This window comes from Micromonospora humidisoli, assembly GCF_016900955.1.
Taxonomy (GTDB): Bacteria; Actinomycetota; Actinomycetes; order Mycobacteriales; family Micromonosporaceae; genus Micromonospora; species Micromonospora wenchangensis.
In genome coordinates this window covers 354,722-366,517 of record NZ_JAFEUO010000001.1, presented here as the reverse complement: position 1 = coordinate 366,517, position 11,796 = coordinate 354,722, and the positions used below count along the sequence as shown (strand labels likewise).

Annotated in this window: 13 protein-coding genes; 8 read left to right on the top strand and 5 right to left on the bottom strand. The window is 72.0% G+C overall.

Going from position 1 to position 11,796, the window contains the following annotated elements:
• Positions 1-8: 8 nt before the first annotated feature.
• Positions 9-1,442 (top strand): amino acid permease, encoded by a 1,434-nt coding sequence (locus JQN84_RS01575; RefSeq protein WP_204956617.1) that lies wholly within the window; start codon positions 9-11, stop codon positions 1,440-1,442.
• Here the strand turns inward: JQN84_RS01575 and JQN84_RS01570 are convergent.
• Positions 1,376-2,575 (bottom strand): hypothetical protein, encoded by a 1,200-nt coding sequence (locus JQN84_RS01570; RefSeq protein WP_204956616.1) that lies wholly within the window; start codon positions 2,573-2,575, stop codon positions 1,376-1,378. The genes JQN84_RS01575 and JQN84_RS01570 overlap by 67 nt on opposite strands.
• A 146-nt stretch (positions 2,576-2,721) precedes the next feature.
• Here JQN84_RS01570 and JQN84_RS32190 point away from each other — a divergent pair, with 146 nt between their 5' ends.
• From JQN84_RS32190 to JQN84_RS01550, 4 genes are all read left to right on the top strand, one after another.
• On the top strand, positions 2,722-2,943 hold the full coding sequence (locus JQN84_RS32190) for a TM2 domain-containing protein (protein WP_281900201.1): 222 nt from the start codon (positions 2,722-2,724) through the stop codon (positions 2,941-2,943).
• Between the two features lie 64 nt (positions 2,944-3,007).
• Entirely contained in the window at positions 3,008-4,207 is a 1,200-nt protein-coding gene (locus JQN84_RS01560) for an endonuclease (RefSeq protein WP_204956614.1), read from the top strand.
• 69 nt (positions 4,208-4,276) lie between these two features.
• Positions 4,277-5,128: an aldo/keto reductase gene (locus JQN84_RS01555; protein WP_204956613.1), complete on the top strand. Its 852-nt coding sequence runs from the start codon at positions 4,277-4,279 to the stop codon at positions 5,126-5,128.
• A 210-nt stretch (positions 5,129-5,338) separates the two neighbouring features.
• Complete coding sequence (locus JQN84_RS01550) at positions 5,339-6,217, top strand: cellulose binding domain-containing protein (protein ID WP_204956612.1); 879 nt, start codon at positions 5,339-5,341, stop codon at positions 6,215-6,217.
• A 6-nt stretch (positions 6,218-6,223) separates the two neighbouring features.
• Here the strand turns inward: JQN84_RS01550 and JQN84_RS01545 are convergent, their stop codons facing one another.
• Entirely contained in the window at positions 6,224-6,607 is a 384-nt protein-coding gene (locus JQN84_RS01545; RefSeq protein WP_204956611.1) for a globin family protein, read from the bottom strand.
• Positions 6,608-6,640: 33 nt separating this feature from the next.
• Positions 6,641-7,969, bottom strand: coding sequence for an AAA family ATPase (locus tag JQN84_RS01540; RefSeq protein WP_204956610.1), 1,329 nt, complete (start codon positions 7,967-7,969; stop codon positions 6,641-6,643).
• A gap of 105 nt (positions 7,970-8,074) precedes the next feature.
• Between JQN84_RS01540 and JQN84_RS01535 the strand changes: the two genes are divergently transcribed.
• The gene (locus JQN84_RS01535; RefSeq protein WP_204956609.1) at positions 8,075-8,545 is read left to right on the top strand and encodes a macro domain-containing protein; all 471 of its coding nucleotides are present in this window, start codon (positions 8,075-8,077) and stop codon (positions 8,543-8,545) included.
• A 28-nt stretch (positions 8,546-8,573) separates the two neighbouring features.
• On the opposite strand, the gene JQN84_RS01530 is transcribed toward JQN84_RS01535, so the two are convergent.
• Both JQN84_RS01530 and JQN84_RS01525 read right to left on the bottom strand, forming a co-directional pair.
• Positions 8,574-9,533 (bottom strand): FAD-binding oxidoreductase, encoded by a 960-nt coding sequence (locus tag JQN84_RS01530; protein ID WP_204956608.1) that lies wholly within the window; start codon positions 9,531-9,533, stop codon positions 8,574-8,576.
• Positions 9,530-9,808 carry a globin family protein gene (locus tag JQN84_RS01525; protein ID WP_204956607.1) on the bottom strand — a complete coding sequence of 93 codons (279 nt, stop codon included), beginning with the start codon at positions 9,806-9,808 and terminating at the stop codon, positions 9,530-9,532. Before JQN84_RS01525 ends, JQN84_RS01530 begins: the two co-directional genes overlap by 4 nt.
• A gap of 399 nt (positions 9,809-10,207) precedes the next feature.
• Between JQN84_RS01525 and JQN84_RS01520 the strand changes: the two genes are divergently transcribed.
• Together JQN84_RS01520 and JQN84_RS01515 are read left to right on the top strand one after the other, a co-directional pair.
• A complete protein-coding gene (locus JQN84_RS01520; protein WP_204956606.1) occupies positions 10,208-10,969 on the top strand; it encodes a DUF5919 domain-containing protein in 762 nt (253 codons plus the stop codon).
• Entirely contained in the window at positions 10,966-11,784 is an 819-nt protein-coding gene (locus tag JQN84_RS01515) for an inositol monophosphatase family protein (RefSeq protein WP_307820948.1), read from the top strand. Before JQN84_RS01520 ends, JQN84_RS01515 begins: the two co-directional genes overlap by 4 nt.
• Positions 11,785-11,796 lie beyond the last annotated feature (12 nt).

Genomic DNA, 11,796 nt, shown 5'->3' with positions numbered 1-11,796 from the left:
GGACGACGATGGCCGCCACGGTCGACCGCGGTGGGATCTTCCGCCGTAAGCCGGTCGAGGAGATCGCCGACGACACCGACCAGGGGTTGTCCCGCTCGCTGGGGCTGTGGCAGCTCACCGCGATCGGCGTCGGCGGCATCATCGGCGCCGGCATCTTCGCCCTGGCCGGGGCGGTCGCCAACGAGACCGCCGGGCCGGCCGTGCTGGTGTCGTTCCTGATCGCGGGGCTGGCCAGCGCGGCGGCGGCGCTGTCGTACGCCGAGTTCGCCGGCATGATCCCCAAGGCCGGCTCGGCCTACACCTACGGCTACGCGGTGCTCGGCGAGGCGGTCGGCTGGTTCATCGGCTGGGACCTGCTGCTGGAGTACACCGCGATCGTGGCGGTGGTGGCGATCGGCATCTCCGGCTACTTCGGCTTCCTCGTCGGGCAGCTCGGTGTCGACCTGCCGGCCTGGATGCTGGGCGCCCCGGGCACCGGCGACGGGCACGTGGTGGACCTGTTCGCCGTGCTGCTCTGCCTGCTGATCGCCTTCCTGCTCACGTTGGGCATCCGGACCGCCGCCCGCTTCGAGACGGTAGTGGTCGGGGTGAAGGTGGCCGTGGTGCTGCTGGTCATCGTGGTCGGCTTCTTCCACGTCCGCACCGCCAACTACTCGCCGTTCTTCCCGTTCGGGCTGGGCGGGGCGTTCACCGGCGCGGCCACGGTCTTCTTCGCCGTCTTCGGCTACGACGCGATGAGCACCGCCGCCGAGGAGTCCCGCGACGCCCGCCGGCACATGCCGAAGGCGATCGTCTGGTCGCTGGTCATCTCGATGGTGCTGTACGTGCTGGCCACGCTGGTGCTCACCGGGATGCAGAACTACCGGGACATCGACCCGGAGAGCGGCTTCTCCTCCGCGTTCGCCTCGGTGGGGCTCTCGGGCCTGGCCAGCGTCATCGCCGTCGGGGCGATCATCGGCATCCTGACGGTGATGTTCACCTTCATGCTCGGGGTGACCCGGGTGTGGTTCTCGATGAGCCGCGACGGTCTGCTGCCGGCCTGGTTCGCCAAGGTGCACCCGGTGCGCCGGGTACCCACCCGGGTCACCTGGATCGTCGGCGTGGCCTCGGCGGTGATCGCCGGCTTCCTGCCGATCCGGCAGGCCGCCGAGCTGACCAACATCGGTATCCTGCTCGCCTTCGTGGTGGTCTGCGTCGCGGTGATCGTGCTGCGCTACCGCAGCCCGGACGCCCCGCGGACGTTCCGGTTGCCCGGGATGCCGGTGGTGCCGGCGCTCGGGGTGGTCTTCTCGGTCTGGCTGATCAGCTTCCTCGACCACGTCACGTGGCTGCGGTTCGCCGTCTGGTTCCTGCTCGGCGGGCTGATCTACGCCTGCTACGGGTACCGGCGCTCCGCGTTGGCCGGCCGTGCCGACCCACCGGCCGGTGGTGCCGGGCGGTGACCGGGCCGCCCCGGGACGCCTGCCGTCCGGGCCAGCACCAGCGCGGTGCCGAGACCGGCGACCAGGCCGGCCAGCGCGGGGAGCACGTCCGGGTCGCCGCCGCCGACCGGGCTGTTGCCGGCCAGCGCGGTCAACGGCGCACCGGGTGAGAGGGCCGCGCTGACCAGCGACGCGACGTGCCACAGCGCGAGCGGGGCGAGCAGGGCCACCGGCACGAGCAGCGGATAGCGTCGTGCCGGCAGGGCGGGCCGGGTCAGCAGCGTCACCCCCAGCAGCAGTGCCGCGCCGAGCAGCGCCGCCGGCACCAGCCGGTCGGCCGGTCCGACGAGCCGGACCAGCGGCAGGCCGATCCCCCCGGTCACGGCCACACCCGTCGCCGCCGTGAGCCGACGTCGACCCCGGGCGGGGGCGGCGGCCGCCGCCCCGGTGACGGTCACCGCCAGCAACAGCAGGGCAGTGACCAGGGCTGCCGGATCGAATGCCGGTTCCCGGCCGGTCGGTGACCGGGTCAGCACGGCGGTCAGCGCCAGCACCGCCGCGACGGCGGCCACCCCGGCCAGGACGGCCCGGTCCCGGCCGGCCACGCCGACCGGCCGGTGCGGGTCTGCCGGACCGACGGTCCGGTCCGGCCGGGCAACTGCTGCCGCGCCGGCCAGGCCCGCTCCGCCGGGCGCGTCTGACGGGCCGGTCCCGCCCGCCCGGCGGGGACCGTCCACACCGGTCGCGCCGTCCCGGCGTACGGCGGACGCGACGGTGATGCCGACGGCCAGCCAGCCGGCGACGACGAGTGCCACCGTCGCGCCGGGGCCGGTGGGGTCGGCCCGGTCGACGGCGACGTCGGCGGCCAGTGCGCCGCCGCCGAGCAGCACGGCCGGCGTCAGCCAGGAGCGTCGGCCCGCACCGGCCAACACCAACCCGCAAACGGCCGCCAGCAGCGCCAGGAAACGCAGGTCACGGGCCCAGTAGGTGGACGCCTCGGGGAGCCGCTCCGACCACGGGCCGACCGGTTCGGTAAGTGGTTGCCACACGGTCATGCCGACCGCCCAGAGCGGCACGGCCAGGGCGGCGAGCCCGACGCCGGCGGCGGCGAGCCGGCGGCCCGATCGCGGAGCGTGACCGGCCGGGAGGGGCATCATGGATGCTCAGACGCCGTCCGGGCGGCCACGGTTCCCCTGCGGGGAGGCTCGTCCGTCCGGACAGGGCCGCTGGTCTCAATCTTGTGCGGCACCTGGTCGGTGGATACGCTCCCGCGGCTGTCTCCACCCGAGAAAGGACCGCAGTGACCGCTCCTGTCACCACTCAGAAGTCCTGGGTCGTCACCCTGCTGCTCTGCTTCTTCATCGGCGTGCTCGGCGCGCACCGGTTCTACACCGGCAAGGTCGGCACCGGCGTGCTCCAGTTGATCACCATCGGCGGGTTCGGTATCTGGGCGTTCATCGATCTGATCCTGATCCTGGTCGGCGCGTTCCGCGACAAGCAGGGCCAGCCGTTGGTCAAGTGAGGCGGCGGGAATTCACCTCGGCGACCTCCCGCCGGGCGGGTTGCGGCCGATAACATCGCCGGGCATGGATATGAAGAGCAGCATCCGCCCGCGAACCGGGCGGCTGGTCACCGTGCTCACCGCCGCCGTCACCCTGGCGGTCCCGGTGGCGGTGGCCGCGACGTCGGCGTCGGCGGCGGCCACGTCGACCGTGGCGCAGGCCCTCGCCACCCAGGACGGCCGGACCGCCACCGTCACCGGGTACGTCATCGGCCAGCCGACCGCCACCAACACGGTGCTCACCTCCGGCTACACCGCCGACACCGCCATCGCCCTGGCCGACACCGCCACCGAGACCGGCACCAGCCGGATGCTCTACGTCCAGGTCACCGCCGACTACCGCAGCACGTTCGGGCTGCTGACCAACCCGTCGCTGCGCGGCCGGCAGGTCACCGCCACCGGGACGCTGACCGCGTACTTCAGCCACGGCGGGTTGAAGAGCCCGACCGCGATGAGCCTCGGCGGCGGCAGCAGCACGCCGACGCCCACCGCCACCGCCTCCCCCACCCCCGGGCCGACCGGCTCCACCGGGCCGTACGACTCGACGTACTACGCGAACGCGATGGGCAAGACCGGCAGCGCGCTGCGCGCGTCCCTGCACACGATCATCAAGACCCAGACCAAACTCAGCTACGACCAGGCGTGGGAGGCGTTGAAGGACACCGACCAGGACCCGGCGAACGCCAACAACGTGATCCTGCTCTACAGCGGACGCTCGCAGAGCAAGAGCAGCAACGGCGGCGGGGCCAACGACTGGAACCGGGAGCACGTCTGGGCCAAGTCGCACGGCGACTTCGGCACCGCCACCGGGCCGGGCACCGACGTGCACCACCTGCGCCCCGAGGACGTGACGGTCAACTCCACCCGGGGCAACAAGGACTTCGACACCGGCGGCAGCGCGGTCGCCGAGGCCCCGGGCAGCTACAGCGACGCCGACTCGTTCGAGCCCCGCAACGCGGTCAAGGGCGACGTCGCCCGCATGATCATGTATATGGCGATCCGGTACGAGGGTGACGACGGCTGGCCGAACCTGGAGATGAACAACTCGGTCACCAACGGTTCCGCGCCCTACCTGGGCCGGCTGTCGGTGCTGCTCCAGTGGCACCGCCAGGACCCGCCCGATGCCTTCGAGCAGCGCCGCAACCAGCGCATCTACGAGCGCTGGCAGGGCAACCGCAACCCGTTCGTCGACCACCCGGAGTGGGCCACCGCGATCTGGGGCTGAACGGGCCGGTTGTCACAGATCACCCCGGTCGGGCCGTGAGGACGCGGCCCGACCGGGTAGACACCCGGTATGGCGAATACCGTTCCCGACATCAGTCTCAACGACGGCAACACCATCCCGCAGCTCGGCTTCGGGGTCTACCAGATCGAGCCGAAGGACACCGCCGAGGCCGTCGGCCGGGCGCTGGAGATCGGCTACCGGCACATCGACACCGCCCAGATGTACGGCAACGAGGCCGGGGTCGGCGAGGCCGTCCGCGCCTCCGGGCTGGACCGGGGCGAGGTCTTCGTGACCAGCAAGCTCAACAACGGCTTCCACCGCCCCGAGGAGGCCCGCAGGGCGTTCGAGTCGACGCTGTCCGCGCTGAAGACGGACTACGTCGATCTGTTCCTCATCCACTGGCCGCTGCCCACCCGCTACGACGGCGACTTCGTCTCCACCTGGAAGACGCTTGAGGAGTTCCAGCGCGACGGCCGGGCCCGCTCGATCGGGGTGTCGAACTTCCAGGTGCCGCACCTGGAGCGGCTGGCCGCCGAGGCCGACGTGGTGCCGGCGGTCAACCAGATCGAGGTGCACCCCTACCTCACCAACGAGCAGGTGCGCGCGTACGGCAGCAAGCACAACATCCTCACCGAGGCGTGGTCCCCGATCGCCCAGGGCAGGGTGCTCGACGATCCAACGATCGTGGACGTCGCCGAGCAGGTGGGCCGTACCCCCGCCCAGGTGGTGCTGCGCTGGCACGTGCAGCGCGGCGACATCGTCTTCCCGAAGTCGACCACCCCGAAGCGGATCGAGGAGAACTTCCAGATCTTCGACTTCACCCTGGACGACACGGCGATGGAGCGGATCAGCGGGCTGGACAAGGGCGAGGCCGGACGGACCGGCCCGAACCCGGACGAGTTCGACTACATCCCCGCCTGAGCGGCACCGGCCGCCGCGCGGCGCGACCCACCGGGGCGGGACCCGACTGCACGGGTCCCCGCCCCGGCGGCTCCGCTTCTCGGCGATGCCGACCGGTTCCGCAGGACCGGGGCCGGTATGGGTGGGGTGGACGCTGTCGAGCTGATGACGCAACCGAATCATCAGTTCCCTCATTGATGAACGTGCATACATGCCCGTAGCATCCGGGGCATGCGTGCCCGCCCCCTCACCGCCACCGCCACCCTCGCCGCGCTGGTGAGCCTGCTCGCGGTAGGCGTCGCCCGCGCCGACGACACCCCGGCGCTGACCACCCCCGGCGCACCCGTGGTGGTCGCCAACGACCCGCACCGGCTCAGCCTGACCTGGACCCCGTCGACGTGGAAGGGCGAGCCGGGCGGCCCGATCACCTACGACGTGCGCTCGCCGATCGGGCCGAACGCCTACCGGGGCCTGGGCAGCACGCAGACCAACGCCGTCACCCTGACCGACCTGGCCCCCGGCACCGACTACCGGATCGCGCTGCAGGCGTACGCCCTCGGCGGCTACTCCGACACCTCGGCGGTCACCACCGTGCGCACCGCGTACGGGCGGGCGAAGGTCGACTACCTCAACCTCGACTGGGCACCCACCGACAACCAGGCCCAGTTCCGGATCAACATCACCAACACCGGCGGCCGACCGCTGGACCTGACCACCGTGCGGGTCCGCTACCACCTGCGTTTCGAGAACGGCAACGCCGCCCTGACCACCGAGTGCGACTGGGCGACGCTCGGCTGCGACCACATCCGGCGTACCCTCCAGTACTTCCCGCCGCCCGCGCCGCCGCCCGGCCCCAGCCCGACGCCGACCGTCTACCCGGTGCCCGGGACGCCCTTCCCCGGCTGGGTGGAGCTGACCTTCGACACCGGCGTGCTGGCCCCCGGCGCGTCCTCCGGGCCGATCCAGCTCCGGCTGCACCGGCCCAACTGGACCACGATCGACGAACGCGACGACCCGAGCTGGCAGGCGGCCACCGGCGCGTGGACCGCCAACAGCCGGATCACCCTCGACGTCGACGGGGTCCGCGAGTACGGCGACAACTGGGGCTGACCGCCGTCAAGCATGGGCCTCCCCGGCGACGGCGCGCTGGGCCGCGACGATCGTGGCGACCGGCAGGCCCAGGCCGCAGAGCACGGCCGCCAGGTAGTCCAGCACCCGCCAGTGCTGCTCGTCGGTCAACCCGAGCCGCCGCCACGCCCCGCCGGCCGCCCGCCCACCGCCGCCGGGGCCCAGGCCGCCACCCGGCCCGCCGAGCGCCGGGGCCAGTTGGGCGGTCAGCCGGCCGGCCAGCCGGGGCCGGTCCAGCCCGATCAGGTACGGCGCCAGCTCGGCGTCCGCCGCGACCAGGCGCAGCCAGCGGATCACCACCGCGCGCACCCCGGCCGGCCCGAGCCAGTCGAACGCGCTCCGGGGGCAGGTGACCAGTTCCGTCGTCCGCACACCCCTCAGTACGGATCGTCGCGTACCCGCAGTTCACCGTCCCGTCGTCGGACGGTGCCCGGCCAGGAACGTCATGGTGGTCTGGTTGGCGGCCCAGCCGTCGGGGAACTTCACCGGCACGTCCAGGTGCACCGACTCCGTCGACGGATGGGCGTCCAGCAGCTCACCGATGCCGGCGCGGGCCACCACGATGCAGGCGTGCCGGTGCCGGGAAGTCAGCACACACAGCCGTCCCGACTCCAGGTGGAAGTTCGTCGCGTCCCGCCGGCCGGACAGCGGGTGCAGCACGATCGTCACGTCGTACTCCCGGCCCTGGAGCCGGTTGGCGGTGTCCACCGTGACGTCCGCCCCGGCCGGGCCGAGGTGGGCGCGGATCGCGGCGACCTGGTCGCGGTGCGCCGCGCCGACGGCGATCCGATCGGCGGTCACCGGCACGCCCGCCGGGGCGTGCTCGGAGACCGCGACCGCGCCCCGGGCCAGCACCCGCAGGGCGAGCGCGGCGCACGCCGCGGCGGCCTCCGCATCGGTACGCAGGGTGTGCCGGGCCGGCAGCTCGTGCAACGCCCAACCGACGCCGGCGGCCAACTCCACCGCCGCGTCGAGCGCGTCGCCCGGCCCCGGCCGGGTCAGCGTCAACGCCCGGTCGGCCGGGCCGGTGCCGGCGCGGAAGCCGGTGAACGGGTAGAACGCCGCCGCGACCACCGGGGCCGCCGAGGCCGGCAACCGCCAGGACACCGGCAGCCGGTGCACCGGCAGGTCCGGGTTGTGCCGCAGCAGCACCGCCACCGCCGCCTGCATCGGATCCCAGCTCAGGCCCGTCCAGCGCAGCGTCTCGACCGTGGAGAACGGGTCGAGCTGCCCGGGATCACCCACGAACAGCGCCCGCTCGAACCGCCCGGCCACCCGCAGCAGGGCGTCCGAGCGCATCTGGTACGCCTCGTCGACGATCGCCCACGGCCACCGGCCGTCGGTGACCGTGGCCCACTTCGCCGCCGTACCGATGGTGACGGCCGGATCGCCCAGATCGGCGACCTTCGACGCGACCCGGACCGTGTCGTGCCCCCGCACCCGCTCCGACGGCCGGTAGTCGGTCGCCGACAACCGGCCGATGCGCAGCTCGGGGGCCTTGGTGGCGAGCCGGTCGATGAGATCGTCGACCTGCTCGTTGGTCTGCGCCACGATCATCAGCGGCTCACCGGCGGCGGCCAGCTCGGCGGCGGCCCGCACCACCAGGGTCGACTTGCCGGCCCCGGGCGGGGAATCGACCACCACGCCCCGATGGTCGCCCGAGCGCAGGTCGGCCAGGACGGCCGCGACGACCCGTTCCGCCTCGACGGCGGGCGGCACCTCAAGCCCGAGCATCGGCCTCTCCTCCCCAGCGTTCCCGGCACCCTACCGGCCCGCGCCGACAGGACGTCGTAGTCACACCTTCCTGGTACGACAGCGCTACCAGGAAAGGACGCCCGAATGATCAGCTTGAGCGACGGTGACCTGCTCACCGCCGATGCCGAAGCGCTCGTCAACGCCGTCAACACGGTGGGGGTGATGGGCAAGGGGATCGCCCTCCAGTTCAAGCACGCCCACCCCGCCAACTACGCCGCCTACCGGGCCGCCTGCGCGGCGGGCGAGGTGCGGCTGGGCGGGATGTTCGTGGTCGACTCCGGCCGGTCCGGCAGGCACCGCTATGTCATCAACTTCCCCACCAAGGGGCACTGGCGGGCCAGTTCGAAGCTGCCCGACATCCGGTCGGGCCTGACCGACCTCGCCCGGGTCGTCCGGGAGCGGCAGATCCGTTCGATAGCGGTGCCCGCCCTCGGCTGCGGCGCCGGCGGCCTCGACTGGACGGTGGTCGAGCCGATGATCACACAGGCGTTCGCCGACCTGCCCGACGTGCGGGTGCTGCTGTTCCCCCCGGCCGGCGCTGTTGCCCGGTCCTGAACCTACGCCCGGCGGACCTGCTCCTGCCTCACCACGGAGCCTGCGGGGCTGCCGGATCGGGCAGGTGGAGACGATCCACGGGCACCCCGGCCAGGGGCAGCCAGCGGCGGGCGTCGTCGAGCATCGCGGGCGGGCCGCAGACGTACACCTGCTGGTGGGGTTGGTGGTGGCGCAGCGCGGTGGTGAGCGCGTCGCCCTGCTCGGTCGGGTGCGCCTCGGGGTCGTCGGAGAAGACGGGCACGATGGTCAGCCAGTCGTGGGCGCACTGGAGCTTGTCGAGGACGATAGGGTCGTAGAGGTCGAAAAAGGTGCGGGCACCGACGACCAGGGTGACCCGGCGGCCGTCGGGGGCGGCGGCGACCTGCTCGACCAGGGCGCGCAGCGGGGCCAGACCGGTGCCGCCGGCCACCAGCAGCAGGTCACCGTCGCGTAGGTGCTGGCCGGTGTCGCGGGGCGGCCCGAGCCAGACCACGTCACCGGGGTTCATCTCGTGGGCGAGGCTGACCGAGACGCTGCCGGCGGGGATGGCACGAACGTGCAGCTCGACGGTGCCCTCGGGGCGGGGCGCGTTGGCGGGGGAATACCAGCGCCACCGACCGGGATTGCGCGCCGTGCTGACGGCGACGGCCTGGCCGGGCCGGTAGCGCAGCCGCCGCCACGGCCGTACCGTCAGGACGGCGATGTGGTCGCCGGGGATGTCGCGGGCGAGCACCTGGGCAGGCCGCCACGGCGGATCGTCGTCGGCCCGCCCCGCCGCCTGCCGCAGCAACTCCACCGGCACCTCGGCACCGGCCAGCGCGCTGATCAGCTTGGCATGCGGCAGCAACGCGAACCGGCGGAAGGCATGGCCCAGCACGGTCAGCGTCACCGCCTGCGCCGCCGGCTCCGGGTCGGTGGCGAGCCGGCGGAGCGTGGCGATCAACAGCTCGGCATCGTGGGCGGCGAGCCGATCCGGCAGCGCCGACCGCAACTCGTCGGCCTCCCTCACCGGGCCACCGCCCGCCGCACCCGGGCGATCCGCCCTTCGGGCAGGTCGGCCGCCCAGCACACCCCGACCAGGTAGTCACCGATGCGCCGATGCTGCTCCTCGGACAGGCCGAGCCCACCCCAGGCGTCCGCCGGCTCCCCGGCGAGCGCGGCGGTCACGCTCTCCGTGAGGTGCGCGGCCAGCCGGACCCGATCCACCCCGACGAGGTACGGCGACAGCTCCGCGTCCGCCGTCACCAGCCGCAACCACCGGTGGACGATCTCCTGCGGCGTCACGCCCCCGGTTGTGACCTGCGCACGCGGGTGCGGAGTGTGTTCTCTCCCCTGTTCGTCAGTGGCGGGGACGGGGAGGTCTGTTACGGCGGCGTTCATGGTGTCTGCGACCCCTGTACGTCGGCGGGAGGGTGACGGGCGCCGGGGCGGGCGGGGACGAGGGCGCGTCGTTCGGATCGACACGCCCCCGGAGCCCGGCACCCGCCCCGGGCCATGCATCAACCCTGGTCAGACGGTTCCGCCGAGGACATGACCACGGACTGCACCTGCGCGGTCACCGCGCTGCACCAACTGCCGATACAGTGCACGTTGACCTAACTCGACATGAGCTGAGGCGGCACCATGGCGACCGTGCAGCGATGGAGCGGTCAGGAGAGTAGGACCCTCCGCCATGCCCTCCGTATGAGCATCCGCGACTTCGCGTCACACCTCGGCGTGGCCGAGCGGACGGTGTCCAAGTGGGAAGCCGGCGGAGCTGGCGTCACTCCACGCCCTGAGATGCAATCTGCCCTCGACACCACGCTGGGCAAAGCTCCGGCGGAGGCGCGGGACCGCTTCACGGCCGCACTGCGAGCCGAAACACCATTCCCCACCGACACGCCTGACGTGCCGGTCAGCGACGCGACACAACTCGGTGACCTCGTCGCCGTCTTTTCGAGCCGATCAGAGTTCTCCGCCCGGATCTCACCCGACCATCTTCTGGGCGGCGCGAAGACGGTTCGCGCTGTCGGACTCTCGCTCAACCTGCTTGCTCAGGGCTTCGCCGACAGCCAGTGGCGTGACCTTCTCGAGTCAGGTGGACGGGCCCGCTGCCTGTTCCTCGACCCCGCAGGGTCGGCCGTCCAGGCACGCGAGGCAGAGGAAGGCTTCTCGCCAGGTCAGCTCTCCGGCCTGACCAAGCTGAACATCGAGACGTTGATGCGGGTCCGGGAGCGGCTGCCGGAAGGACTACGTGACCGCCTGGAGTTGGCCGTCTACGACGACACGCTCCGTTTCAACGTGGTCCTGGCAGATGACCTCTGTGTCGCGCAGCCGTACCTGCCGGTAAGTCGAGGGGTCGATTCCCCGACGTTCGTCGTCAGACGCCAGGAGGACCGGGCCTGCCTGTATCCGATCTTCGAGCAGTTCTTCGAGGCGCAGTGGCAGCGCGGGCGGCGGTTGTGAGCGACTACCGACACCTGCTTCCGGTGGCGGAGGAGGCAGTGGCACGGGCAGCCGAGATGATGCGGCACCGATCCCCCGGCGCCCTCACCGCCAAAGGTGAGCGGGACTTCGCGTCGCAGCTCGACTACGAGATCGAGCGAGAAGTTCGTGCCTTCCTCCAGGCCGCCACTCCGGAGATCGGCTTCCTCGGCGAGGAAGACGGGCTCCAGGGCACCGGCGAGATGCAGTGGGTGCTCGACCCGATCGACGGGACGGCCAACTTCGTGCGCGGCATCCCGCTGTGCGCGGTATCGCTGGGGCTGTTGCACGGCAATGATGCGGTCCTCGGCGTCATCGAGGTGCCGTTCCTTGGCAACCGGTATGTCGCCGCCCGAGGCAACGGTGCGACAGTCGATGGAAAGCCCATCCGGGTGAGCGACACCAGCAGGCTGAGCGATGCGGTAGTGGCGATCGGTGACTATGCCGTCGGCTTGGACGCCGCCAGCAAGAACCGCGCACGGCTCGCCTTGACAGCACGGTTGGCCGAGGCAGCGCAGCGAGTTCGGATGACTGGGACCGCAGCCCTAGACCTTGCCTGGCTGGCCGAAGGCCGGATCGACGCGGCGCTAACCCTGTCCAATCATCCGTGGGACATGACGGGCGGAACGGCTATCGCTCGGGAAGCGGGTGCGGTTGTCGTCGACCGTAATGGAAGCCACCACTCCCCCCTCTCGACCGTCACCCTTGGCATCACTCCCAGCCTAGCCAAACAGGTGCTGATGCTGGTCAGCGCCGCCCCACCTGAGGACGATCACGACCCCACGAATCTGACATAAATGACGCTCGGT